General features: G+C 74.3%; 23 protein-coding genes. 4 read left to right on the plus strand and 19 right to left on the minus strand.

The window, feature by feature from the left end; all coding sequences use genetic code 11:
* Nucleotides 1-54 precede the first annotated feature (54 nt).
* The 8 genes from AMK25_RS30720 to pepN form a co-directional block, all read right to left on the minus strand.
* Nucleotides 55-2469 carry a ComEC/Rec2 family competence protein gene (locus AMK25_RS30720; protein WP_241826569.1) on the minus strand — a complete coding sequence of 805 codons (2415 nt, stop codon included), beginning with the start codon at nucleotides 2467-2469 and terminating at the stop codon, nucleotides 55-57.
* Nucleotides 2466-3344 (minus strand): ComEA family DNA-binding protein, encoded by an 879-nt coding sequence (locus AMK25_RS30725; protein ID WP_073831855.1) that lies wholly within the window; start codon nucleotides 3342-3344, stop codon nucleotides 2466-2468. The genes AMK25_RS30720 and AMK25_RS30725 overlap by 4 nt, the downstream gene beginning before the upstream one ends.
* A gap of 125 nt (nucleotides 3345-3469) precedes the next feature.
* Nucleotides 3470-4246 (minus strand): SDR family NAD(P)-dependent oxidoreductase, encoded by a 777-nt coding sequence (locus AMK25_RS30730; RefSeq protein WP_073831856.1) that lies wholly within the window; start codon nucleotides 4244-4246, stop codon nucleotides 3470-3472.
* A gap of 9 nt (nucleotides 4247-4255) precedes the next feature.
* Complete coding sequence (locus AMK25_RS30735) at nucleotides 4256-5110, minus strand: DegV family protein (RefSeq protein WP_073831857.1); 855 nt, start codon at nucleotides 5108-5110, stop codon at nucleotides 4256-4258.
* Nucleotides 5111-5158: 48 nt separating this feature from the next.
* Nucleotides 5159-5788, minus strand: coding sequence for a histidine phosphatase family protein (locus tag AMK25_RS30740; RefSeq protein ID WP_073831858.1), 630 nt, complete (start codon nucleotides 5786-5788; stop codon nucleotides 5159-5161).
* The gene (gene rsfS / locus AMK25_RS30745; RefSeq protein ID WP_073831859.1) at nucleotides 5785-6189 is read right to left on the minus strand and encodes a ribosome silencing factor; all 405 of its coding nucleotides are present in this window, start codon (nucleotides 6187-6189) and stop codon (nucleotides 5785-5787) included. Before rsfS ends, AMK25_RS30740 begins: the two co-directional genes overlap by 4 nt.
* 110 nt (nucleotides 6190-6299) lie before the next feature.
* Complete coding sequence (gene nadD / locus AMK25_RS30750; RefSeq protein ID WP_030503098.1) at nucleotides 6300-6896, minus strand: nicotinate-nucleotide adenylyltransferase; 597 nt, start codon at nucleotides 6894-6896, stop codon at nucleotides 6300-6302.
* A gap of 89 nt (nucleotides 6897-6985) precedes the next feature.
* Complete coding sequence (pepN, locus tag AMK25_RS30755) at nucleotides 6986-9502, minus strand: aminopeptidase N (protein WP_073831860.1); 2517 nt, start codon at nucleotides 9500-9502, stop codon at nucleotides 6986-6988.
* Nucleotides 9503-9569: 67 nt separating this feature from the next.
* On the opposite strand from pepN, the gene AMK25_RS30760 reads away from it, so the two are divergent.
* Nucleotides 9570-9788: a DUF397 domain-containing protein gene (locus tag AMK25_RS30760; protein ID WP_030503096.1), complete on the plus strand. Its 219-nt coding sequence runs from the start codon at nucleotides 9570-9572 to the stop codon at nucleotides 9786-9788.
* 7 nt (nucleotides 9789-9795) lie between these two features.
* Here the strand turns inward: AMK25_RS30760 and AMK25_RS30765 are convergent, their stop codons facing one another.
* A complete protein-coding gene (locus tag AMK25_RS30765) occupies nucleotides 9796-10182 on the minus strand; it encodes a hypothetical protein (RefSeq protein ID WP_073831861.1) in 387 nt (128 codons plus the stop codon).
* A gap of 238 nt (nucleotides 10183-10420) precedes the next feature.
* Between AMK25_RS30765 and AMK25_RS30770 the strand changes: the two genes are divergently transcribed.
* Nucleotides 10421-11704, plus strand: coding sequence for a cytochrome P450 (locus AMK25_RS30770; protein WP_073831862.1), 1284 nt, complete (start codon nucleotides 10421-10423; stop codon nucleotides 11702-11704).
* A 19-nt stretch (nucleotides 11705-11723) separates the two neighbouring features.
* Here the strand turns inward: AMK25_RS30770 and AMK25_RS30775 are convergent, their stop codons facing one another.
* Together AMK25_RS30775 and AMK25_RS30780 are read right to left on the minus strand one after the other, a co-directional pair.
* Nucleotides 11724-12902: a zinc-dependent alcohol dehydrogenase gene (locus AMK25_RS30775; protein ID WP_073831863.1), complete on the minus strand. Its 1179-nt coding sequence runs from the start codon at nucleotides 12900-12902 to the stop codon at nucleotides 11724-11726.
* Nucleotides 12899-13537, minus strand: a complete 639-nt coding sequence (locus AMK25_RS30780; protein ID WP_073831864.1) for an SRPBCC family protein — start codon at nucleotides 13535-13537, stop codon at nucleotides 12899-12901. Before AMK25_RS30780 ends, AMK25_RS30775 begins: the two co-directional genes overlap by 4 nt.
* 129 nt (nucleotides 13538-13666) lie before the next feature.
* Between AMK25_RS30780 and AMK25_RS30785 the strand changes: the two genes are divergently transcribed.
* On the plus strand, nucleotides 13667-14788 hold the full coding sequence (locus tag AMK25_RS30785) for a glycosyltransferase (protein WP_073831865.1): 1122 nt from the start codon (nucleotides 13667-13669) through the stop codon (nucleotides 14786-14788).
* Between the two features lie 16 nt (nucleotides 14789-14804).
* Here AMK25_RS30785 and AMK25_RS30790 read toward each other — a convergent pair whose 3' ends face one another.
* From AMK25_RS30790 to AMK25_RS30800, 3 genes are read right to left on the minus strand one after another with little or no spacing between them, the layout of a single operon-like run.
* Nucleotides 14805-15443, minus strand: a complete 639-nt coding sequence (locus AMK25_RS30790; protein WP_073831866.1) for a DUF3618 domain-containing protein — start codon at nucleotides 15441-15443, stop codon at nucleotides 14805-14807.
* Nucleotides 15440-15892, minus strand: coding sequence for a phage holin family protein (locus tag AMK25_RS30795; protein WP_073831867.1), 453 nt, complete (start codon nucleotides 15890-15892; stop codon nucleotides 15440-15442). Before AMK25_RS30795 ends, AMK25_RS30790 begins: the two co-directional genes overlap by 4 nt.
* Before the next feature lie 31 nt (nucleotides 15893-15923).
* Nucleotides 15924-16712, minus strand: a complete 789-nt coding sequence (locus tag AMK25_RS30800) for a hypothetical protein (protein WP_073831868.1) — start codon at nucleotides 16710-16712, stop codon at nucleotides 15924-15926.
* Between the two features lie 209 nt (nucleotides 16713-16921).
* Here AMK25_RS30800 and AMK25_RS30805 point away from each other — a divergent pair, with 209 nt between their 5' ends.
* A complete protein-coding gene (locus AMK25_RS30805) occupies nucleotides 16922-17386 on the plus strand; it encodes a DUF4383 domain-containing protein (RefSeq protein ID WP_073831878.1) in 465 nt (154 codons plus the stop codon).
* Nucleotides 17387-17419: 33 nt separating this feature from the next.
* Here the strand turns inward: AMK25_RS30805 and AMK25_RS30810 are convergent, their stop codons facing one another.
* The 5 genes from AMK25_RS30810 to AMK25_RS30830 form a co-directional block, all read right to left on the minus strand.
* On the minus strand, nucleotides 17420-17869 hold the full coding sequence (locus AMK25_RS30810) for a GNAT family N-acetyltransferase (protein WP_064448720.1): 450 nt from the start codon (nucleotides 17867-17869) through the stop codon (nucleotides 17420-17422).
* A gap of 59 nt (nucleotides 17870-17928) precedes the next feature.
* Nucleotides 17929-19383, minus strand: a complete 1455-nt coding sequence (obgE, locus tag AMK25_RS30815) for a GTPase ObgE (protein ID WP_073831869.1) — start codon at nucleotides 19381-19383, stop codon at nucleotides 17929-17931.
* An 89-nt stretch (nucleotides 19384-19472) separates the two neighbouring features.
* A complete protein-coding gene (gene rpmA / locus AMK25_RS30820) occupies nucleotides 19473-19727 on the minus strand; it encodes a 50S ribosomal protein L27 (protein ID WP_013288010.1) in 255 nt (84 codons plus the stop codon).
* Between the two features lie 11 nt (nucleotides 19728-19738).
* Nucleotides 19739-20053 (minus strand): 50S ribosomal protein L21, encoded by a 315-nt coding sequence (gene rplU, locus AMK25_RS30825; protein ID WP_018787289.1) that lies wholly within the window; start codon nucleotides 20051-20053, stop codon nucleotides 19739-19741.
* A 294-nt stretch (nucleotides 20054-20347) separates the two neighbouring features.
* Entirely contained in the window at nucleotides 20348-23626 is a 3279-nt protein-coding gene (locus AMK25_RS30830; protein ID WP_073831870.1) for an Rne/Rng family ribonuclease, read from the minus strand.
* Between the last annotated feature and the right edge of the window lie 17 nt (nucleotides 23627-23643).

Raw genomic sequence — 23643 nt, forward strand, 5'->3', positions numbered from 1 at the left:
GCAAATCCAGACATTTGCCTTGATCCCCCATCTACCACGACAAGATTCACCGGCTCATCGCTGTCGTACCGGATCGGGGCCGCGCGTCACCACGGCGAGGCCGGCGCCGACGCGAACAGCGGCCAGGTCACCGCCGGTGTCGGTACGCAGCACCCGCGCGCCGCCCCGGGTCAGCCGGTCCAGCAGCCCGGCGTTGGGATGCCCGTAGTCGTTGTCGACGCCGACGCACACCAGCGCCACCGCCGGCCGCACCGCGGCGATGAACTCCGGATCCTGGTACGCCGAGCCGTGGTGGGCCACCTTCAGCACGTCGGCCCGGATCGCGGCGGCCGGCATCGTCTCCAGCATCGCCCGCTGCTCCTCCGTCTCGGCGTCACCGGCGAGCAGGATCCGTACCCCGGCCACGGTGGCGGTCAGGACGAGCGAGTTGTTGTTCGGATCTGACCGGCTGCCCCGCAGCGGGTACGGCGGCCCGATCGCGACCAGGTCCACAGCTCCCGCCCGCCATCGCCAGCCCGCCTGGGCGGCAGCGAGCGGCGCACCGGCCCGGCGGGCCGCCTCACGGACCTGGGCGGCGCCGTAGGGCGGCTCGGACCAGGACGGCCCCACCACCGCGCTCACCCGCCGGCCCCGGAACACCCCGGCCACGCCGCCGATGTGGTCGACGTGGAAGTGACTGACCACCAGCAGCGACACCTCGCGTACGCGGAGGCGGCGCAGGCAGGCGTCCACGCCGGACGGGTCCGGTCCGGCGTCCACCACCACGGCCCGGCCGGCCGCGACCGGCAGCACGACCGCGTCCCCCTGCCCCACCGCGCACGCCACCACCACCCAGCCGCGCGGCGGCCAGCCGGAGGCCAGCAGCCGGACCGGCACCGCGCCCAGCACGACCGCCACCGCGACGACCACGATCAGCCGCCGGGCCCGGCGTCGGCGGAAGGCGAGCAGCAGCGCCACGCTCACCACCGCCAGCAGCAGGGCGCCGGCCACGCCGCCCGCCCAGGGCAGGTTCCCGGCCGGCAGGTCCGCCCCGTACGCGGCGACCGCCACCAGCCAGCGCGCCGGCCAACTCGCCAGCCAGGCCAGGAATTCCGCCCCGCCCGGCCACACCGGCGACAGCACCGCCGCCAGCACACCGAGCACAGTGGCCGGCGCGACGGCCGGCACCACCAGCAGGTTCGCCGGCACCGCCACCAGGCTCACTGTCGCGGACAGTCCGGCGATCACCGGGCCGCAGGCGAGCTGCGCGGCGGCCGGCACGGCGAGCGCCTCGGCCAGCCCGGCCGGTACGCCCCGGCGGCGCAGCGCGTCCCGCCATCCCGGTGCGAGCAGCAGCAGCCCCCCGGTGGCACAGACCGACAACGCGAACCCCGGGTCGCCCGCGAGGTCCGGGTCGTACAGGATCAGCCCGGTGACCGCCGCGGCGAGCGCGGGCAGCGCCGACCGGGACCGCCCGGCGGCCAGCGCGGCGAGCCCGATCGCACCCATCGCGGCGGCGCGCACCACGCTCGGCGAGGGCCGCACCAGGATGACGAACCCGACCAGGGCGAGCACGCACAGCGTGGCGGCGGTACGCGGACCGGCACGAGCCCAGCGGGCCAGCAGCAGCACGGCCCCGACGACGATCGCCACGTTGGAGCCGGACACCGCGTTGAGGTGCGTCATCCCGGTGGCCCGGAAGTCGTCCTCCACCTCGGGCAGCAGCCGGCTGATGTCCCCCACCACGAGTCCGGGCAGCAGCCCGCCCGGCGCGTCCGGCAGCGGCTCACAGGCGCGTTGGAGCCCCGATCGCAGCACACCGGCTGCCCGCTGCGGCCAGGACGCGCTGCCGCGCAACGTGGGCGGGTCGGCCGCGGAGAGCACGGCGGCGGTCAGGTCACCGCCGCGCGGGGCGGACAGCCGCCCTTGGGTGGTGACCCGCTGACCCGGCAGCAGCGGTCGCCAGGCCGGGTCGGTGGCCAGCACCAGGGCGCGTACCGGGCCGGTGACCCGCGCGCCGTCGCCTCCGGTGAGGCGGACCAGGTCGACTCGGACCAGCAGCATCGGTGGCCGGCCGGGGGCACCGCGTACCGGACGCGGATCGTCGCGCAGCACCAGGTCGGCGGTGACCACTGCGCCTTCGGTGACCAGCGCGCGTACCGCTGTGGCGTCGCGGATCGCGAGCCGGGCGCCGGTGGCGGCCGCCCCGCAGACGACGCCGAGCAGCACGGCGACGGCGATCCAGCCGTAACGGCGGGCCGGTTCTCCCGGCCGACCGAGCACGCCGCAGCGGCGCAGGCCCGCCAGAAGGGCGAGCGTGGCGGCGACGGCGGCCATCCACACGGTCGCCCGGACGGTGAGGTGCAGCCCGGCCAGCGCGGCGAGCCACGCGGCCACCGCCGACCCGGCCAGCCGCAGATCGGGTACGTCGCGAACGTACGCAGGGCCACCGTCGAGGACGGGCGAGGCAGTGGCACGCCGGCCGGTCACACCGTCACCAGTTCCTTGAGCTGCTCGTACCGGGCGTCGCCGATGCCGTCGACCTGGCGCAGGTCGGACACGGACCGGAATCCGCCGTGCTGGTCCCGGTGGTCGAGGATCCGCTGGGCGAGCACCGGGCCGACGCCCGGCAGCGCGTCGAGCTGGGCGAGCGTCGCGGTGTTCAGGTTGACCGGCCCGGCCGGCGCCGGCGGACCGCCCGGCGCACCGCCGGCGCCCGCCGCGGCGGGCCCGCCCGGTCCCGGTGGGGCGGTCACGCCGACCAGGATCAGCTCGCCGTCGGTGACCTTGCGGGCGGGGTTGAGCAGCGCGACGTCGACGCCGGGCAGCGCCCCGCCGGCCGCCTCGACGGCGTCGGCCAGCCGGGCTCCGGCCGGCAGCCGGACCAGGCCGGGGCGGCGGACCTTCCCGGCCACCGCGACGACCACCTGACCCGGTGAGCCGGCTGACGCGGGCGCCCCGGTGACCGCCTCGGTCGCCGCACCCACCGGCGCCTCGGAGGACGCCGCCACCGGCTGGACGGGTTCGGTGCTCGGGCGCGAGCGCCAGGCCCAGACGGCGGCCACCACGACCACCACTGCCGCCACCGCCGCGAGCGCACGCACACCCCGGCGGCCGGGGTCGAACGCCCCGGGTCCGGGCAGCCGGGACGCCAGGCCGCGCGCGGTCACGGGAGCATCGTGGGGCGGGCCGTCGTCGGCGTCCGGCTCGCCGGACCAGGGGTACGCCCCGGAGGGACGCTCCCGCCCGCCGTCGCGCTCCGGGAAACCGGGACGCAGCCCGAGACCCGGCTCGGCCTCGCCCGGCCCAGACCCGAACAGCCGGGCGAGCCGCCGCCGTACCGTCGTCTCCTCGTCGTCTGGCACGGCTCGGGACGCTACGGCGACAGCTCGTGCCGCATCGGCCGGCGAGCGCTCACCTGTGGACGACGGGAGGACTGTGGACGGACACCCGATCAAGCCGTGGCCGTGCTAGGTAGCCGAGACGGCAGTCAGCGTGCCTCCGGGTCCAGGCCGAGCGCGGCCCGTCCCCCGTCGACCGGCACCGTCGCGCCGTTGACGAACGAGGCGCGGTCGGAGAGCAGAAACGCGACCACCTCGGCCACCTCGTCGGTACGCCCGATCCGGCCGAGCGGGTGCAGCCGGGCCATCTCCGCGTCGACGTGCGCCACCTCCGCCGGGTCGAGTCCGGCCAGGTAGGCGGCGTGCCGTTCGGTGTGGACGGAGCCGAGCGCGACCGCGTTGGCACGGATCCCGTGCGGGCCGTAGTCGACGGCGAGCGCCCGGGTCAGCCCCTCCACCGCGGCCTTGGCGGTGGCGTACGGCAGCGCGCCCGGCACCGCCCGGCGGGCCTGGTGGGACGAGACGTTGACGATCGCCCCGCCGGTCCGGGCGGCCAGGAACCGGCGTACGGCGGTGCCGGCCCCGGCCACGGCGGGCCGCAGGTTGAGCGCGATCAGGTCGACCACCTCGCTCGCGGGCGCGCGGTGCAGGTCGGCGTCGCGGAAGACGGCGGCGTTGTTGACCCAGCCGGCCAGCGGCGCGTACGCCTCGGCGCGGTCGGCGGCCGGGCCGGTGACGGCCTCGTCGCCGGCGTCCCCGGTCACGGCGTGCAGCCGGTCGGTGAGCGGATGCCCGGCCAGCCATTCCAGCGCGCCCGGGTCCCGTTCGACCACGACCACCACGCCGCCGCCGGCGGCCAACCGCTCGACAATCGCCCGTCCGACGCCCCGCCCACCGCCGGTGACGACATACGACCGAACGCTCATCCGGCCACCCTAGGGCGTGCGGCGGTGGACCACCACGCATGCCAGCCCGGGTCCGGCGTGCGCCGCGACCACCGCTCCGGCCTCGGTGACGTACGTGTCGTGCAGCCGGTCGCCCAGCCGCTCGGTCAGCGCCGTCAGCAACTGCTCGGCCCGCTGCGGCGCGGCGAGGTGGTGCACCGCCACGTCCACCTGGGCATCCCCGGCTGTCTCGACGGCGAGGTCGACCAGACGTGCGACTCCCCGGCTGGCGGTCCGGACCTTGTCCTTCACCACGATCGCGCCGTCCGGCATGTGCATGATGGGCTTCACCGAGAGGGCGGTGCCGAGCAGCGCCTCGGCCGCGTTGATCCGGCCGCCCCGGCGCAGGAACTCGAGCGTGTCGACGTAGAAGTAGATGGTGGTCCGGGCGACCGCGTCCAGCGCCGCGTCGCGTACCCCGGTGAGGTCGGCGCCCTGCGCGGCGGCCGCGGCGGCGGCGAGCGCCGGGAAGCCGAGGCCCATGCCGGTGGATCGGCTGTCCACGACGGTGACACGGTCGTCGCCGACCTCGGCGGCGGCCAGCCGGGCGGCCTCGACGGTGCCGGACAGTTCGGCGGACAGGTGCACCGACACCACGCCGTCGGCGCCCTCGGCGAGCAGCGTGCGGTAGACCTGCGCGAACTGTTCCGGCGCGGGCCGGGACGTGCTCACCGAGACCCGCCGGGCGCTCAGCGCGCGGGTGGCGTCGGCGGGCGAGGTCTCGACGCCCTCCAGCCCTTCGGCGCCGTTGAGGACGACGGTCAGCGGGACGACTGTGAGCCCGCGTGCGCGGACCAGGTCGGAGGGCAGATAGGCGGTGGAGTCGGTGACGACCGCGACGGGCATGACCGGCACGCTAGCCGATGACGCGGTGACACGCCGGGGCCGGAGGTCTCAGACCGCGTCGGTGAGCGCCGCCTGGGTGACCAGACCGACGTTGTGCGCCCGCAGGTGCCAGCCCCGGACGTCGTTGCGGCGCAGCTCGGTCCAGTGGCAGTTCGCCAGCGAGCCGAGGCTGCGCAGCACCGTGTGGTCCCAGCCGAGCAGGTGCCCGACGCCCTGCCGGGCGCCGCCACCGTGCGTGGTCACCACGACAGTGCCGCCGGTGGCCAGGCCGGCGGCGTCCCGGAAGGCGGCGCCGAGCCGTTCGCCCAGGTCGTGCAGGCTCTCGATGTCGGCGCCGGGGTCGGGGTCACCGGCCCGCCAGCGGGCGTACTCGTCGGGGAACCGCTCGGCCGCCTCGGTCAGGGTGAGGCCCTGCCACTGGCCGAAGTGCCGTTCCCGCAGCCGCGCGTCGGTGCGGACCGGCAGCCCGGTCAGCGCGGCGAGCGCGGCGGCGGTGTCGGCGGCCCGGCGCAGGTCGCTGGCGACGATCGCGTCCGGGCGCAGCGCGGCGAGCACCGGGGCTGCGGCGTGGGCCTGCTCCCGGCCGAGGTCGTTGAGTGGCACGTCGGTCTGGCCCTGGACGCGGCTCGCGGCGTTCCAGTCGGTGTTGCCGTGCCGCCAGATGATCAGGCGGGTCATTCGGCGGTGGCGGTGCCGGCGGCCGAGTCGGCCAGGTCGCGATCGGTGAACGGGATCTGCGGGCAGTCCTTCCAGAGCCGGTCGAGCGCGTAGAACTCGCGCTCCTCGGCGTGCTGGACGTGGATCACGATGTCGACGTAGTCGAGCAGCACCCAGCGGCCACCCCGCTCGCCTTCGCGGCGCACCGGCTTGGCCTTCTCCGGCAGCTCCAGCAGGCGTTCCTCGATGGCGTCGACGATGGCGAGCACCTGACGCTCGTTCGGAGCGGCGGCCAGCAGGAACGCGTCGGTGATCGCGAGCTGGTCACCCACGTCGATGATGACGATGTCCTGTGCCTTCTTGTCGGCCGCGGCCTGGGCGGCGGCCATCGCCAGCTCGTGCGCGCGCTCGGAAACTGTCACCGTTCTCCTTCGATCAACCGTGCGACCCTCCAAGCCTCTCACACCCGGCGTGGCGACGACTTGTCAGTTCTGGTCGATTTCAGGCATGAAGGGGGACACAAAGGGCGCAATCACCGCTGATAGAGCCGCCGTTTCGCGATGTACTGCACCACACCGTCGGGCACCAGGTACCACACCGGTTCGCCCCGGGCGACCCGGGCGCGGCAGTCGGTCGAGGAGATCGCCATCGCGGGCACCTGCACCAGGCTGACCGAGTCGGCCGGCAGGTGCTTGTCGGTGAGTTCGAAGCCGGGCCGGGTCACGCCGATGAAGTGGGCGAGTTCGAGCGCCTCGTCCAGGTCCTTCCAGGAGAGGATGCGCTCCAGCGCGTCCGCGCCGGTGATGAAGAACAGCTGCGCCTTCGCGCCGTACTCGGCGTGCAGGTCGCGCAGCGTGTCGACCGTGTAGGTGGGGCCGCCGCGGTCGATGTCGACCCGGCTCACCTGGAAGCGCGGGTTGGAGGCGGTGGCGATCACCGTCATCAGATAACGGTCCTCGGCCGGGGTGACCGCTTCCTCCGCCTTCTGCCACGGCTGTCCGGTCGGCACGAAGACCACCTCGTCCAGACCGAACCGGTCGGCCACCTCGCTCGCCGCCACCAGGTGCCCGTGGTGGATCGGGTCGAACGTGCCGCCCATGATGCCGACCCGCCGGATGTCTTCCTCCACCCAGCGATCGTAGGCCGCCCGCCCGACAGCCCTGGGCGGGGTCCGCGGTCGAGCGCGCCGGGCGGGCCCTCACCCGGCGCGCTCCCAGCTCAGGCCGACGCGGCGGCCACCGCTGTCCGGGCCACGAGCGCCCGGCGCATGTCGTCGTCCAGGTCGGTCACCCACCGCCGCAGGCCGGGCGTCAGGTCGTCGCGGGCCAGCAGCGCCGCGGCCAGTTCCCGGGTGGGCTGCGCCACGGCGTAGCGGGGATACGCGGCCACCGTGACCGCGTCGGCCACCCACGGGGTACGCAGCCGCGCCGCCGCCGGAATGTCGGTGAAGTAGCGCTGCACGTACCCGGCGGTCAGCTCGGCCTGCTCGGGCTGCCAGAAGCCCTCGGCGGCCGCCTCGACCAGGCGGTTGGACAGCTCCGTGCTGCGGGTGACGATCTCCCAGGCGGCCCGCTTCGCGTCGGGGTCGGGCAGCGCGGCCCGGCACGCGGTTGCCTGCTCGGCGCCGGTGGCGCTGCGGTCGGCGTCGGCCTCGGCGTCGATCTGCGGTGTACCGGCCGCGCCGAGCACCACCAGCCGGCGCAGCACCGCCCAGCGCAGGTCGGTGTCCACGGCCAGCCCCGACGGCACCTCCTTGCCGGCCAGCCAGCCGGTGAGCATCGCGGTGTCGGTGGTCGCGGCGATCAGACCCCGCGCCGCGGCGAGCTGCAACGAGCCGCCCGCGGGAGCCGAGTCGAGCAGCGCCGCGCAGGCGGTCGCCACCCGCAGCAGCGCCGCGTCCCGGGCGAGCGGGTCGAGGTAGCGGTCGATCAGCCGGCGGCTGAGCAGCAGCACGTCCTCGACGATCGTCACCTCGGTCTCGGCGGGCAGCGCCGCCGCGATCAGCGCGGCCAGCGCGCCGGCCGGGCGTTCCCCGTCGGTGACCGCGTCCAGCGCCTCGCCCCAGAGCAGCGCCCGGGCCAGCGGGTCGGCGAGGCCGGGCAGCAGCGTCGGCACCGCGTCCGCCGAGGCCGGATCGAGCCGGATCTTGGCGAACGTCAGGTCACCGGCGTTCGGCAGCAGCAGCCCGGTGGCGGGCTGCCCGACCAGCTCGGGCAGCGGCGTCCGGCCGCCGTCGGCGTCCGGGTCGAGGTCGACGGCGTACCGGCGGGCCGGGCCGTCGGCGGTGTGGTGGGCCACGCCGATGCGGTGCGGCCGCAGGACCGGGTGGCTCGCCGGGGCGGTCTGCACGATCGCCACCTCGGTCCACCGCCCGTCGGTGTCCACAGCGGTGTCGATCCGCAGCGTGTTCACCTGCGCGCGGCGCAGCCAGCGCTCGGCCCAGCCGTCCAGGTCGCGGCCGCTCGCGGCGCCCAGGCTGGACAGCAGGTCGGCGAGCGTGGCGTTGCCGAACCGGTGCGCGGCGAAGTGCGCGTTCAGCCCGGCCAGGAACGCGTCGTCGCCGAGCCAGGCGACGAGCTGGCGCAGCACGCTGGCGCCCTTGGCGTACGAGATGCCGTCGAAGTTGAGCAGCGCCTGGGCGGCGTCTGCGACCTCCTCCGGCGCGACCGGGTGGGTGGAGGGGCGCTGGTCGGCGGTGTAGCCCCAGGCCTTGCGGCGGCTCGCGAACGTGGTCCACGCCCGGTCGAACCGGGTCGCCTCGGCGGTGACCCGGGTGCCGAGGTATTCCGCGAACGACTCGTTGAGCCAGAGGTCGTCCCACCAGCGCATGGTGACCAGGTCGCCGAACCACATGTGCGCCATCTCGTGGGCGATCGTGGTGGCGCGCAGCTCCCGCTGCGTGTCGGTGACCGCCGAGCGGAAGACGTAGTCGTCGCGGATCGTGACCAGGCCCGGGTTCTCCATCGCGCCGGCGTTGAACTCGGGCACGAACGCCTGGTCGTACTTGCCGAACGGGTAGCGCTCGGCGAACAACTGGTGGAAGCGGTCGAGGCACTGCCGGGTGACCGTGAAGATCTCGTCGGCGTCGGCGTCCAGGTGGGCGGCGAGCGAGCGCCGGCAGTAGAGGCCGAGCGGGATGCCGTCGTGCTCGGCGCGCAGCACGTGCCAGGGCCCGGCGATCAGCGTGACGAAGTAGGTGGCGAGCGGCTCCGTGGGGGCGAACTCCCAACGCCCGGGCTCCGGCCGGTCGGCGAGCGGCCCGTTGGCGGCAACAGTCCACTCCGCCGGGGCGGTGACGGTCAGCGTCACCGGCGCCTTCAGGTCGGGCTGGTCGAACGCGGCGAAGAGGCGCGGCCCCTCGTCCAGGAAGGACATCGCATAGAGGTAGGTCTCGCCGTCGGCCGGGTCGACGAAGCGGTGCAGCCCTTCGCCGGTGTTGGAGTAGGCCATCTCGGCCTCGACGATGAGCGTGTTGTCGGCGGCCAGGCCGGGCAGCGGCAGCCGGCCGTCCGCCAGCAGGGCCGGGTCGAGGTCGCTGTCGTTGAGGCGGGCGGCGAGGAGTCGGCGCGGCTTGATGTCGACGAAGGTCTCGGCGCCGGGGGTGGCCCGGAACCGGATGGTGACGGCGGAGCGGAACCGCTCGGCGTCGCCGGTCAGGTCGAGGTCCACGTGATAGGACTCGACATCGATCGACGCGCGGCGCGCGGTCGCCTCTGCACGGGTGAGGCTCGGCATCCGCTTATCCTGCCCGATGAGGTCCGCTCGGGACCTTCTCGTTACGCAAGGCGACGAAGGAGCAGCGATGGGTCAGCACCCCAAGGGTGATTTCGACAGTTCCCGGGCGGTCTGGCAGCGGGCGGAGGGCGACACCTCCGAGGGCGCGGTCGAGGTGGCCTTCGTGGACGACCTGATCGGCATGCGCAACTCCGCCGAGCCGGACGGTCCGGTGCTGGTCTTCACCCAGGCCGAGTGGGACGCCTTCGTGGCGGGCGCCCAGGACGGCGAGTTCGACCTGGACTGAGCGCACCTCAGTCACCGTCGCCCCAGCCGAGGCCGCCCGGACCGGGCGCGTGGTGGAAGCCGGGGTGAGCGGCCACGTCGGCGCAGCGCTCGCCGTCGGGCCCGACCGCGTCGCAGAACAGCCGCTCGGCCCGGTGCCAGGCGTCCGCCGGGGACAGGGCCGCCGCGCCGAGCGCCAGCTCCGGGCGGAGCAGGCCGAGCGCTTCGGCGTACGCCACCGCCTGCTCCCGCGCGACCGCGGGATCGGTGGCGGCGAAGCCCAGGTGCACGGTGAAGTACCGCGGTGGGCGGGCCCCGGCGCGCCGGGGCCCGCCGATCAGCGTGCCGTCGCGGCCGTCGCCGCGCAGCCCGGCCAACGCCTCGCGGTGCCGCCGCACCGCCCTGTCGTCACGCATCCGTGTCCTCCCCCGTCGCCGGTGACCACCGCCGGACACCACGCCGGCGGGCGCCGGACCGGTCGCCGCCGGTCCGCGTACCCCGAGGGAACCAGCTTTTCCGCCCCCGGGGAGGGGCCAGCGTCCGCCCGCCCCGCTGGCCCCTCCCCCATGCGGCCCGAGCTGCTGAGATAGAGGGTTCGGCAGCGCCGCCCGGGGTAGGTAGGCAGCGCCGCCGAACCGCGTAGGAGCAGTCGACATGAGCACCATGCCCAGCGACCGGAGCCCGGACAGCACGCTCGCCTTCATCCGGGAGGGCTACCGCTTCGTCGGCTCCCGCTGCGACCGCCTCGGCACCGACATCTTCCAGACCCGGCTGCTGCTGAGACCGACGATCTGCCTGCGCGGCCGGGACGCCGCCGAGCTGTTCTACGACGAGGAGCGGTTCGTACGGCACGGCGCCATGCCGATGCGCGGGCAGCGCACGCTCACCGGTGTCGGCGGCGTGCAGGGCCTGGACGGCCAGGCGCACCGGGTCCGCAAGGCGATGTTCATGTCGATCATGACGCGGGCCGCGATCAGCCGCCTCGGGGAGGTCTTCGACGAGCAGTGGCGGGCCCGGATCCCGGCCTGGTCCCGCACCGGACCGGTGGTGCTCTACGACGAGGTGGGCGAGATCCTGACCCGTACGGTCTGGGCCTGGGCCGGGGTGCCGCTTGCCGAGGACGACGTGCCGCGCCGCACCGCCGAGATGCACGCGATGATCGAGGCCCCGGCCGCGCTGGGCCCCCGTCACTGGCGCGGACGGCTCGGCCGCCACCGCGCGCAACGCTGGGCCGGCGACCTGATCGAAGGGGTACGCGCGGGCACGGTGCCCGCCCCGGAGGGCAGCGCGCTGGCGGTCGTCGCCGGGCACCGGGACGAGCGGGGACGGCCGCTGCCCCGCCGGATCGCCGCTGTGGAACTGCTCAACGTGCTGCGCCCCACCGTCGCGGTGGACCGGTACGTGGTCTTCGCCGCACTGGCGCTGCACGACCACCCGCACTGGCGGGACCGGCTACCAGGCGACGACGCCGCGACGGAGCGGTTCGTGCAGGAGGTACGCCGCTACTACCCGTTCTTCCCGGTCACCGCGGCCCGGGTGCGCCGCTCGTTCCAGTGGCGGGGGTACACGTTCCCGCAGGGCCGGCGGGTGCTGCTCGACCTGTACGGCACCAACCACCACCCCGACATCTGGCCGGAGCCGGAGCAGTTCCGCCCCGAGCGCTTCACCGGCTGGCGCGACGACCCGTTCGGCCTGGTCCCGCAGGGCGGCGGCGACCACTTCACCGGCCACCGCTGCGCCGGAGAATGGATCACCATCGAGTTGATGAAGCGGGCCGTGACGAACCTGACCGGCGCGATGGACTACCGCGTACCGCCGCAGGACCTGGCGCTCGACCTGGGCGCCATGCCGGCGCTGCCGCCCAGCGGGCTGGTGCTCGACGGCGTACGCCCGGTCGACGGGGCACATCGGGCCGACGGGGTGCGCCCGCTGCGCTGAACGGGCGCACCCTTCGTCGTCAGGCGGCCTGCGGGTGCAGCACGGTACGCAGGCAGCCGTCCTCCTTCTTCTCGAAGATCTCGTAACCCCGGGCGCCCTGCTCCAGGGACATCGGGTGAGTGGCCAGGTAGCCGGGGTCGATCTCGCCGGCCGCGACCCGGTCCAGCAGCATCGGGATGTAGCGCTGGGCGTGCATCTGCCCCATCCGCAGCACCAGGGCCTTGTTCATGGCCGCGCCGAGCGGGAACTTGTCCACCAGGCCGCCGTACACGCCGACGATGCTCACCGTGCCGCCCTTGCGAGCCGCCATGATCGCCTGCCGGACCGAGGTGGGCCGGTCGGTCTGCGCCCGTACCGTCTGCTTGGCCTTGTCGTACGCGTACGCCGGGCCGACGTCGTGCGACTCCATGCCGACGGCCTCGATGCAGGCGTCCGGGCCGCGCCCGGCGGTCATCTCCCGCAGCGCCTCCAGCACGTCGGTCTCGGCGTAGTTGATCGTCTCCACGCCGAGCCGCTGCGCCGCGGTGGCGAGCCGTTCCGGCAGCCGGTCGATGACCACTACTCGCTCGGCGCCGAGGATCTGCGCGGACCGGGCCGCCATCTGGCCGACCCCACCGGCGCCCCAGACCGCCACCACCTCGCCGCCCTTGAGGTTGCAGAAGTCGGCGGCCATCCAGCCGGTCGGCATCGCGTCGGAGGCGAACACCACCGAGTCGTCCGGCACCCCGTCCGGCACGGTGAACGCGCCGACGTCGCCGAACGGCACGCGGATGTACTCGGCGTGGCTGCCCGAGTAGCCGCCGGCCGCGTGCGAGTAGCCGAGGATGCCCGCGGGCGAGTGACCCCACAGCTTCTCGGTGAAGACCGGCTGCGGGTTCGAGTTGTCGCAGAGCGAGAACTGCTCGGTACGGCAGTACCAGCACGAGCCGCAGGCCACCACCGACCCGACCACCACCCGGTCGCCGACGGAGATGCGCCGCACGTCCGGGCCGGTCTCGACCACCTCACCCATGAACTCGTGGCCGAGGACGTCCCCCTCGCGCATCGCCGGCAGGTAGCCGTTGATCAGGTGCAGGTCGGAGCCGCACACGCTGCTCGCGCGCACCTTGACGATGATGTCGCCGGCCGACCTGATGGTCGGCTCCGGCACGTCCCGCACGGCCAGCTTCCCGACACCCTCCCAGCACAACGCCCTCACGGTCGTCCTCCCACCATCAGCTTCTCGCGTACCTTGTCCGTCGCCCGCTCCTGGCGCGGGCTGCGCCCGGACGGGTCGTGCCGGGTGTCCAGCACCTGCCCGGTCTCGATCAGCGACTTGATCCGGCGCAGCGTGGTGCGCAGCCCCAGGTCGGGGTCGGTTCCACCGGCCAGCCCGACCGCGCGCCGGATCGGTCCGGAGCGCCAGCGCAGCTCGGCCCGGATCTCGGTGCCCCGGTCCTGCGGCGCGGTCACCAGCTCGATCCGGCCGCGCTGGGCCACCGGTCCGTCGGTGACCCGCCAGCTCAACCGTCCCGGGCCGTCGACGGTGATCTCGGCCCGCCACTCGGCACCGCCGCCGGCCGGGTCGGCCGCCACGCAGCGCCACCGGTTCGCGTCGAGCTGCTCCAGCGTCGCCCACTCGGCCAGGCCGCGGTCGAGCCGTTCCCGGTCGGTCCAGAACCCGATCACCGCGTCGACCGGCCGGTCCACTGTGATGCCGCGGCGCACCACGTACCAGCCGTCCTCACGGTCGGGTTGGTGCCGGTGCCGCCGCCGGGCCACCGTGCGGGTGATCCCGAGCGCGGTCACCGTGGCGGCGCCGGCCAGCGCCCACCTGGTCGCGTTCCTGCTCATCACGTCTCCTCCGCCTCGAACGACTCGGACCGTCCGTATCCGGCTGCGCTACCCGACACAGCCCGCCCGAAACGGTTTCAGCAGCCGCATTCCGGGCAAGTCGCGTGACCCGACACGAGGGGAGGCGACGTGACCAGACCGACCGCTGCGCACGTGCGTGACGAGGCCGCCGCGTCCGCGCCGGTCCGGCTCCCGATGGCGTACGTGCTGCCGCTGCGCGCCCACGACGACGGCGGCCTGGACGAGCTGACCCGGTACCTGCGGGAGCTGAGCCGCTGGCTCGACGTGGTGGTGGTCGACGCCTCGCCGCCGGAACTGTTCGCCCGGCACGCCGACGCCTGGGACGGGCTGGTGCGGCACGTGCCGCCGGACCCGGCGCTGCGCGGACGCAACGGCAAGGTGCTCGGGGTGCTCACCGGCGTCGCGCTGGCCCGGCACGAGCACGTGGTGATCGCCGACGACGACGTCCGGTACGACCTGCCGGCCCTGTGCGCGGTACACCAGATGCTGGACGTGGTCGACCTGGTCCGGCCGCAGAACCACTTCGACCCGCTGCCCTGGCACGCCTGGTGGGACACCGGCCGGACGCTGCTCGCCCGCGCGTTCGGCGGGGACTGGCCGGGCACCCTCGGGGTGCGGCGGGGCACGTTCCTGGCGATGGGCGGCTACGACCCGGACGTGCTCTTCGAGAACCTGGAGCTGGTCCGGACCGTGCGCGCGTACGGCGGCAGCACGGCCACCCCGGCGTGGCTGTACGTGCGGCGGCTCCCGCCCACCGCCGCGCACTTCCTCGGGCAGCGTGTCCGCCAGGCGTACGACGAGACGGCCCGGCCGGCGTGGCTGCTGGCCGCGCTGGCGGTGCTGCCGGCGACGGCTCTCGTGCTCGCCACCCGCCGGCCCGGGCTGCTGCTGCGGGCCGGGCTGGCGACGGTGGCGGTGGCCGAGCTGGGCCGGCGACGGGCCGGCGGCGCGACCGTGTTCCCGGCGCACACCAGCCTGGCCGCGCCCGTGTGGGCGCTGGAGCGCGGGCTGTGCGCGTGGCTGGCGGTGGGGCTGCGGCTGCGCGGCGGGGTGCCCTACGCGGGCGCCCGGCTGCGGGTGGCCGCCAACTCCACACGTGCGCTGCGCCGCCGGATGACCCGGCGCCGCCCGGACGAGCTGGTGCTCTGGGTGGAGACCGGGGCGGCGCCCGCTGAGGTGAAAGGAAGGGCCCCTTCTTATCGCGAGGCGATAAGAAGGGGCCCTTCCTAACCGAAAGCGCGGACCTTCAGGACCGCACCTGCTCGGCGCTGTGCCGCACGTCCTGCGCGGCGGCGCGGCCGTCGTCCTTGACCGCGTGCGCGGCGTCCTGCGCGGTCGCCTTCACCGACTCGGCGGCGTGCTGCGCGGGCTCGCGCAGCTCCTCCTTCAGCTCACCGGCGACCTCGCCCAGCTTCTCCTTGACCACGCCACCGTGCTCGGCCGCCTTCTCCTTGACCTGCGCGGCGACCTGCTGCTCGCGGCGGGTGGCCGGGATCAGCGAGGAGACCAGCATGCCGACGCCGAAGGCGATCACGCCGGCGGCGATCGGGTTGCCCTCGGACTTGCGCCGCAGCACCTGCGGCGCGCGCTGGGCGGCGTCACCGACCGTCGAGGCGGCCGAGTGCGCCTTGTCGCCCACCGTCGAGGCCATCGAGGAGGCGTGGTCGCCCACCGAGTGGGCGGCGTGGCCGGTGCTGTGGCCGAGATCCGATGCGGTTCCCATCACCTTGTCCTTCACGTTGGTCAGCGCACTGCGTACGCGCTGCTTGCGGTCGTCGACGATGCGGCTCGGGCTGACCTTGTACGCCAGGGCGTCCACGTCCGAGCTGAGGTTGTTGCGGGTGGCTTCGATCTCGCGGCGGATCTGCTCGGGATCGGTGCTCATCGGGTGACTCCCTCCGGGTGCGGCTTGAGCGCGTCGGGGATGCGCTGCACGCTGTCGTTCGTCTGCTTCAGGCCGCGGATCCGCTCGGCGTTCTTCTTGCCCATCGAGTACAGGACCGCCGCGACAGCGGCCCAGATGACGGCCACGATCAGCGCGGCCAGCCCGGAGTCCATGACGTTGTCGAGGAACTGCCAGATCGCGATCGAGACGAAGAGCGCCACCATGTAGCCGCCGAAGCCGGCGCCGCCGAACAGGCCGGCGGCCTTGCCCGCCTTCTTGCCCTCCTGGCGGATCTCGGCCTTGGCCAGCTCCACCTCCTGCCGCATCAGCGTGGACAGGTCGGTGGTCACCTGACGCATCAGGTCACCGAGCGAGCTGCCGCGCACCTCGTCGGCGTGGTGCGGCGCGCCGGCCGCCTGATAGCCGGGGTCCTGCGTGGGTACGGTCATGCCGTCGCCTCCCTTCTGCCGGTGCGGCGGGTCACGGGCGGGGAGCGCCGGTGGACGGGACGCCCGGCAGCGGGTCGGTGCGCTCCGGCGGCGGCAGCGGCTGACCGGTGCCACCGGCCGGGTCGGCCCAGGTGTTCGGGGCGCCGCCACCCGGGTAGGTCGCGCCCGGCGCGGAGTAGCCCGGGTCCGGCTCGGCGTAGCTGCCCGGCGTCGGGTCGAGGTAGCCGCCCGGCGGCACCTGGTCCGGCACCTCGCGCGCGGTCGGGATGACGGCGGTGCGGTCCGGGTCGTACGCCGGCCGCGCGCCGCTGTTGTCGTCGCCGAGCGCGGTGATGTTGCGGGTGAGCCGCCCGGCGACCACGCCGAGCAGCGCGGCGCCGACGAGGAACGTGCCGGGGTTGCGGCGGGCGTAGTTCTTCACCTCGTTGAGCAGGTCGCCCGGCTCACGCTGCTCCAGCCAGCCGGCCACGCCGTGCACCCGCTCGGCCGCCTGGTGGGCCAGCTCGGTGACCGGCCCGGAGCCGCCACCCTGCTGCGCCATGGTGCGCATCTCGTCGGCCAGCGACCGCAGGCCACTGGCGGCGCGCTGCTGCTGCTGACCGGCCTGGGCGGTGACCTGGCCACGGGTCTCGCTGTAGAGGTCGCGGGCCTGCCGCTTGGCCTCGCCCACCACCTCCCGGCCCTGCTCCTTGGCGGTCTGGGCGACCGCGCCACCGGCGCTCGCGGCGTCGGAGCCGACCTGGCGGGCCTGGTCACGTACGCCGCCACCACCGTTCGTCGACTGGTACGTGGCCGAACTGGGAGAAAGATCCTGAGTCATGGTGTCCCTTCCGCTCGTGTGTTTCCAGCGGGTGTTCTCGGGGGGTCACACGGATTTGTTTCCGCGTGACAATCGCCCTACCCCCAGTCGACGGGTCCATGCCTGATTCGTGATTTCTCTGCGGGAGCGGCCCGCTCCGGTCAGAGAATGGAATGCCTGCCCGCCCGGGCGGCGGCGAGTCCACGGGGGTGACAGGGATGGCACGTGACGTGCGCGAACACGCGCCCGCGCGGCCTACGGTGCAGAAGGTTGCCCTCGCGGCGGCAGCCGTCTTCGCGCTGATCGGCGTGCTCGGTTTCGTGCCCGGCATCACCACGCACTACGGCGACCTGACGTTCGCCGGGCACCACTCCGAGGCGAAGCTGCTCGGGGTGTTCCAGGTGTCGGTGCTGCACAACCTGCTGCACCTGTCGTTCGGGCTGGTCGGTCTGGTGATGGCCCGGCGGCTGGGCGGGGCGCGGGTGTTCCTGGCCGGCGGTGGCGCGCTCTACCTGGTGCTGTGGCTGTACGGCTTCGCCATCGACCGGGACACCGCTGTCAACTTCGTGCCGGTGAACGACGCCGACAACTGGCTGCACCTGTTCCTCGGTTTCGGCATGCTCGCCGCCGGACTGCTGCTGAACAACAACCTGGGCACGGGCAGCCCGGTGCAGGCCCCGTTCGACCGTCCCTGACCAGGCGCGACACGCCGGTGCGGCGCCTGAGCGTCAGGCCGCCACCGGCAGCCGCTTGGCGAAACAGACGCTGTACGGGTTGTCCACGTACTCGCCGTAGACCGGGATCGGCTCGTAACCGCTGGACCGGTAGAGCGAGATCGCGGCCGGCAGGTACGTGCCCGTCTCCAGGCACACCGTCCGGTGGCCCGCCCGGAACGCCAGTTCCTCCAGCGCCACGAGCAACTGCCGGGCGATGCCCCGTCCCCGGAACGCCGGTCGCACGTACATCCGCTTCAGCTCGCCGGTGTCGGCGTCGAGCGCCTGGAGCCCACCGCAGCCGACCGCCCGGCCACCGACCACGGCGGCCAGGTAGTGGATGTCGGTGTGCACGACAGTCACCTGCCCGTCCAGCCCGCCGTCCGCGTCGCGCAGCTCCCGCTGCTGGGCGACGACGAGCGCGGCGATCTCCGGGTCGGTGGCGGGACGGGACTCGATCAACATGCCCGTACGCTAGATCCGCCGGATTTCGCGCAGGTTTCCCGCCACCGTCCCGGAAACGGCTACTCGGCGTCCGCCTCTGCCGCCGCCGGCGCGGCCTCGATCTCGTCCTCCGGCCGGACCCGGCGGGCCTTGCGCGCCGCGAGCCGGTCGGACGCCGACGGGCGGTTCGACTTGTCCTCCAGCCGCACGTCGGTGCCCCGGTTGCCGGGCACGAAGTCGACACCGGCGTAGAGCGTCGGCTGCCAGTCGAACTCCCGGTCGCCGATGCGCACCAGGTCGCCCGCCTGCGCGCCGGCCTTCGCGAGCTTCTCCTCGACGCCGAGGCGGGCCAGCCGGTCGGCCAGGTAGCCGACTGCCTCGTCGTTGTCGAAGTTGGTCTGCTTCACCCAGCGCTCCGGCCGGCTGCCGCGCACCGTGTACGAGCCGTCCGGCTCGGCCTCGATGGTGAAGCCGGCGTCGTCGACAGCCTTCGGGCGGATCACGATCCGGGTCGGCTCGGCCGGCGGGGCGGCGCGGCGGCCCTGGTCGACCAGCTCCGCCATCGCGTACGTCAGCTCGCGCAGGCCCTCGCGGGTGGCGGTCGAGACGTCGAAGACGCGCAGGCCGCGGGCCTCCAGGTCGGGGCGGACGATGTCGGCGAGGTCCTTGCCGTCGGGCACGTCGACCTTGTTGAGCGCGACCAGCCGGGGCCGGTCGGCGAGGCCGCCGTACTGGGACAGCTCCGACTCGATGGCGTCGATGTCGGCGAGCGGGTCGCGGCCCGGCTCCAGCGTCGCGGTGTCGATCACGTGCACCAGCACGGCGCAGCGCTCGACGTGGCGGAGGAACTCCAGGCCGAGGCCCTTGCCGCTGGCCGCGCCCGGGATCAGGCCCGGCACGTCGGCGACGGTGAAGGTGTGGTTGTCCACGCGGACCACGCCCAGGTTGGGCACCAGCGTGGTGAACGGGTAGTCGGCGATCTTCGGCTTGGCCGCGGAGATCACCGAGATCAGCGAGGACTTGCCGGCAGACGGGAAGCCGACCAGGCCCACGTCGGCGACGCTCTTGAGCTCCAGCACCACGTCCAGCCGGTCGCCGGGCTCACCCAGCTCGGCGAAGCCGGGCGCCTTGCGGCGGGCGTTCGCCAGCGAGGCGTTGCCGCGCCCGCCCCGGCCGCCCCGGGCCGCCTCGAACGTGGTGCCCACGCCGACCAGGTCGGCCAGGACCTCGCCGTCGAGGCTCTGCACCACTGTGCCGTTCGGCACCTTGATGACGAGGTCGCGACCGTTGGCGCCGTCGCGGTTCGAGCCGGCCCCGCCCTTGCCGTTCTCGGCCTTCAGGTGGGGCCGGAAGTGGAAGTCGAGCAGCGTGGTGACCTGCGGGTCGACCACCAGGGACACGCTGCCGCCGTGCCCGCCGTTGCCGCCGTCCGGCCCGCCGAACGGCTTGAACTTCTCCCGGTGAATCGAGACACAGCCGTGCCCGCCGTCGCCGGCCTGCATATGCAGGACGACCCGGTCAACGAACGTCGTCACGACGCCAATCCTTCCAGCGGGGTCCGCCCCGCGCGTGAAAAGGCGAAGCGGGCCGGGACCAGAGGTCCGCGGCCCGCTTGGCCAGAAAACTACTGCTGAGGCACGATGCTGACGGTCTTGCGACCGCGCTTGGTGCCGAACTGCACCGAGCCGGCGGCCAGCGCGAACAGCGTGTCGTCGCCGCCACGGCCGACCAGGTCACCGGGGTGGAACTTGGTGCCACGCTGACGGATGAGGATCTCACCCGCGCTGACGACCTGACCACCGAAGCGCTTCACGCCGAGTCGCTGGGCCGCGGAGTCACGGCCGTTACGCGAGCTGGACGCACCCTTTTTGTGAGCCATTGGAGGACGACCTACTTCCCGCTGGAGATGCCGGTCACCTTGACCTGGGTCAGCGGCTGGCGGTGACCCTGGCGCTTGTGGTAGCCGGTCTTGTTCTTGAACTTGTGGATCCGGATCTTCGGGCCCTTGGTGTGCGCGGCGATCTCGCCGGACACCGCGACCTTGGCGAGCTTCGCCGCGTCGGTCACCAGGTCGTCACCGTCGACGAGGAGCACCGCGGTGAGCTTCACCGCGTCGCCGGGGGCACCGGCGAGCTTCTCGACCTCGATCACGTCGCCCTCGGCGACCTTGTACTGCTTGCCGCCGGTCTTGACGATCGCGTACATCGGAGGCGGACTCCCTGTCGTTGAGGCTGCTGGCGTCTATTCCACCGCTGCCGGTTGTCACACCGGCGGCGGTCGTTCCCACGGCGTCTCGCCGGGAGCCGTGACACCGGCGGAGCGGGCACGCGGGAACTCAGCACACCAAAGTGCGCCGCAGGCAAGCGTACGCCATACCCGGCCCGCCCCCCAAACCGGGCTGCCGGCGGTGTCCTCCCGAGCCGCCCGGCAGGCACGACAGGGCCCCCGGATCCACACGCCAGGCGTGGAACGGGGGCCCTGTTCGCGCAGCTCAGCGCCTCACGGCCGGGTACGCCGCCGGGCACCGCCACGGCGCGCCCGCCGCCGCGGGGCACCGCCGTCCTCGTCGCTGTCGCCGTCACCGATCGCGTCCGGGTCGTCGGCTGCGGCCAGCCGGGCCGAGTCGCCTTCCTGGCTGTCCGCGACCGCCGGGGCGGCCGGTGTGTCCGTCTCGAACCGGGACAGGTCGTAGCCCTGGGTGTCGTAGTAGTCGTCGTCGGTCTCGACCACCTCGGCGACGGTCCGCTCCGGCGGCGCGACGGCCGCGGGCGGCTCGATGCCGGCAGGCGGCTGCGCGGCCGGCTGCTCCGGCGCGACCTCCACGGCCGGCTTCTCCGCGGCGGCCTTACGGCCCCGGCGACGGCTCTTCTCCTCGGCCGGCGCGGCGACCGCCGAGGCGACCGCCTTGACCTTCTCCCCCGCGCCGCCGCCGCGCGGCTTCTCCGGCACCGGCTCGGTGTGAATGATCACGCCCCGGCCCTTGCAGCACTCGCAGGTCTCGCTGAACGCCTCCAGCAGGCCCGCGCCGATGCGCTTACGGGTCATCTGCACCAGGCCGAGCGAGGTGATCTCGGTGACCTGGTGCTTGGTGCGGTCCCGGCCGAGACACTCGGTGAGCCGGCGCAGCACCAGTTCCCGGTTCGACTCCAGCACCATGTCGATGAAGTCGATCACCACGATGCCGCCGATGTCGCGCAGCCGCAGCTGGCGCACGATCTCCTCGGCCGCCTCCAGGTTGTTGCGGGTGACCGTCTCCTCCAGGTTGCCGCCGGAGCCGGTGTACTTGCCGGTGTTCACGTCGATGACCGTCATCGCCTCGGTGCGGTCGATCACCAGCGAGCCGCCGGAGGGGAGGAAGACCTTCCGGTCCAGCCCCTTGAGGATCTGCTCGTCGATCCGGTACTCGGCGAACACGTCCACCACCCCGGCGTGCCGGCGCAGCCGCTCCACCAGGTCCGGGGAGACGTGCGACAGGTACGACTCGACCATGCCGTACGCGGACTCGCCCTCGATGACCAGCTCGCGGAAGTCCTCGTTGAAGAGGTCCCGGACCACGCGGATGACCAGGTCCGGCTCCTCGTAGAGCAGCACCGGGGCGCCGCCCTCGGTCGCCTTGGCCTGGATGTCCTCCCACTGCGCCTGCAGCCGCTTCACGTCGCGCGCCAGCTCGTCCTCGCTGGCGCCCTCGGCCGCGGTCCGGACGATCACCCCGGCGCCGTCCGGCACCAGCTTCTTCAGCGCGTCCCGCAGACGCTTGCGCTCGGTGTCCGGCAGCTTGCGGCTGATCCCGGAGGCGTTGCCGTTGGGCACGTAGACCAGGTGCCGGCCGGAGAGCGCGATGTGACTGGTCAGCCGCGCGCCCTTGTGCCCGATCGGGTCCTTGGTCACCTGCACCAGCACCGAGTCACCGGAGCGCAGCGCCTGCTCGATCGAGCGCGCCCGGCCCTCCAGGCCGGTGGCGTCCCAGTTGACCTCGCCGGCGTACAGCACCGCGTTGCGCCCGCGCCCGATGTCGACGAAGGCCGCCTCCATGCTCGGCAGCACGTTCTGGACCTTGCCCAGGTAGACGTTGCCGGCCATGGTGGCGGACGAGTTGCGGGTCACGTAGTGCTCGACCAGCACGCCGTCCTCGAGCACCGCGATCTGGGTGCGGTCGCCGCGCTGGCGGACCACCATCACCCGGTCGACAGCCTCCCGGCGGGCCAGGAACTCCGACTCGCTCAGGATCGGCGGGCGCGTGCGCCGCTGCTCACGGCCGTCCCGGCGGCGCTGCCGCTTGGCCTCCAGCCGGGTCGAGCCGGAGACGCCCTGCACCTCGTCGACAGGCTTGCGCGGCTCACGGATCTTGACGACGGTGGGCACGCCGTCCTCGGCGGCGGTGTCCGCCTCCCCGGCGCCCCGGCGGCGACGACGGCGACGGCGGCGGGTCATCCCCTCGCCGTCGGACTCCTCGTCCTCGGCGGACTCCTCGGCCTCCTCCTCGGCGGCCTCGGCGGTGCCGGACTCCTCGGTCTCCTCGTCGTCGGCCTCGTCGGCGCCACCCCGGCCCCGGCCCCGGCCCCGGCGACCCCGGCGACGACGACGCCGCGCGGCGGCCGTCTCGTCGTCCTCGTCGATCTCGGCGGACTCCTCGGCCTCGGCGGCCGGCTCCTCCTCGACGACCTCCGGCTCGACCTCGGCCTCGACCGGCTCGACCTCCCGGCGACCGCGACGGCGACGCCGGACGGTCTCCACCGCTTCCTCGATCGGCTCCTCCGCGGCCGGGTACGTGACCTGGACGGCGGGCGCCTCGTCGGGCTGCGGTGCCATGAACAGGACGGTCGGCGCGGAGAGCGCGGCACGACGCCGGCGGGTGGTGGCGGGCGGCGTCTCGGCAGGCTCCTCGGCGACGCGCGGCACGGCGGCGCCCGTCGACACCACGCCCGTCGTGTCCGCCGGGCCGCCGCTGCGGGCCAGGTCGACCTCGTGGGTACGCGCACCCGCGGCGCTCGCGTCCTCGACGGTCCCGCCCTCGGCGTCCTCGTCCTCGACGTCCTCGCCGGTGGTCTCACCGATGCCGGCCGTGTCGCCGGTGCTCGCCTGGCCGCCGGTGGCGGCCCTGCCCCGGCGGGTGGTGGCCTTGTCGCCGGTGGCGGCGCGCCGGCCGGTGCGGGCCGGCGCGGCGGTCCCCGCGGTGGCGGCCCCACCCGGTGCGGCGGCCTCGCCGCCGTCGATGTCGGCGCGTCCCTCGGCGATCAGGTCGCCCCCGGGCGCGGAGACCGGCCCGTCGATCACGGCGTTCTCGGACGCCTGCACCGCGGCGGCGGTCTCGTCCGGCGCCACGGTCTCGGCGGCGGGCGGGGTGGCCTTGCGGCGACGGGTCCGGGTCACCTTCACCGGCGGCACGACCTCGTCCGAGGCGGCCTCCACCCCGGCCGCGGCCACCGGCTCCTCGACCGCCTTCGCCGGGGTCGCCTTACGGCGGCGCCGGGTGGTCTTGGGCGCGGCGTCCAACTCGCCCGCGATCGGGGCGAGCACCTCGGCCTGCGGCGACTCGCCGCTGCCGGTCACGGTCGCGGACGCCTCCACCGGCGCGTCGGTCTGCTCCGGCTGGTTCAGCGGGGCGGCCTTGCGGCGGCTGGCCCGCTTACGGGCCGGCGGTTTGGTCTCGGCGACGCCCTCCGCGCTGCCGGAGGTGGCGACGTCGGCGCTGCCGGAGGCGATGGCGGCACTGTCGGCGGTCGTCCCGGCCGGCTCTGCGCCGGTCCGTTCGCCGCCCTCGGGCTCGTTCTCGAGCATGGACGTTCTCCAGTTCT

Origin of the sequence: Micromonospora sp. TSRI0369, assembly GCF_001905625.1 — a bacterium.
Taxonomy (GTDB): Bacteria; Actinomycetota; Actinomycetes; order Mycobacteriales; family Micromonosporaceae; genus Micromonospora; species Micromonospora echinospora_A.

What these genes read in the sequence shown, in the direction of transcription:
- rplU (WP_018787289.1), bottom strand. Translation starts at nt 20,053, where the DNA reads ATGTACGCGATCGTCAAGACCGGCGGCAAGCAGTACAAGGTCGCCGAG.
- AMK25_RS30810 (WP_064448720.1), bottom strand. Translation starts at nt 17,869, where the DNA reads ATGTTGATCGAGTCCCGTCCCGCCACCGACCCGGAGATCGCCGCGCTC.
- AMK25_RS30770 (WP_073831862.1), top strand. Translation starts at nt 10,421, where the DNA reads ATGAGCACCATGCCCAGCGACCGGAGCCCGGACAGCACGCTCGCCTTC.
- AMK25_RS30795 (WP_073831867.1), bottom strand. Translation starts at nt 15,892, where the DNA reads ATGACCGTACCCACGCAGGACCCCGGCTATCAGGCGGCCGGCGCGCCG.
- AMK25_RS30830 (WP_073831870.1), bottom strand. Translation starts at nt 23,626, where the DNA reads ATGCTCGAGAACGAGCCCGAGGGCGGCGAACGGACCGGCGCAGAGCCG.
- AMK25_RS30765 (WP_073831861.1), bottom strand. Translation starts at nt 10,182, where the DNA reads ATGCGTGACGACAGGGCGGTGCGGCGGCACCGCGAGGCGTTGGCCGGG.
- AMK25_RS30730 (WP_073831856.1), bottom strand. Translation starts at nt 4,246, where the DNA reads ATGAGCGTTCGGTCGTATGTCGTCACCGGCGGTGGGCGGGGCGTCGGA.
- AMK25_RS30735 (WP_073831857.1), bottom strand. Translation starts at nt 5,110, where the DNA reads ATGCCCGTCGCGGTCGTCACCGACTCCACCGCCTATCTGCCCTCCGAC.
- rpmA (WP_013288010.1), bottom strand. Translation starts at nt 19,727, where the DNA reads ATGGCTCACAAAAAGGGTGCGTCCAGCTCGCGTAACGGCCGTGACTCC.
- AMK25_RS30800 (WP_073831868.1), bottom strand. Translation starts at nt 16,712, where the DNA reads ATGACTCAGGATCTTTCTCCCAGTTCGGCCACGTACCAGTCGACGAAC.
- pepN (WP_073831860.1), bottom strand. Translation starts at nt 9,502, where the DNA reads ATGCCGAGCCTCACCCGTGCAGAGGCGACCGCGCGCCGCGCGTCGATC.
- AMK25_RS30740 (WP_073831858.1), bottom strand. Translation starts at nt 5,788, where the DNA reads ATGACCCGCCTGATCATCTGGCGGCACGGCAACACCGACTGGAACGCC.
- AMK25_RS30780 (WP_073831864.1), bottom strand. Translation starts at nt 13,537, where the DNA reads ATGAGCAGGAACGCGACCAGGTGGGCGCTGGCCGGCGCCGCCACGGTG.
- AMK25_RS30790 (WP_073831866.1), bottom strand. Translation starts at nt 15,443, where the DNA reads ATGAGCACCGATCCCGAGCAGATCCGCCGCGAGATCGAAGCCACCCGC.
- AMK25_RS30760 (WP_030503096.1), top strand. Translation starts at nt 9,570, where the DNA reads ATGGGTCAGCACCCCAAGGGTGATTTCGACAGTTCCCGGGCGGTCTGG.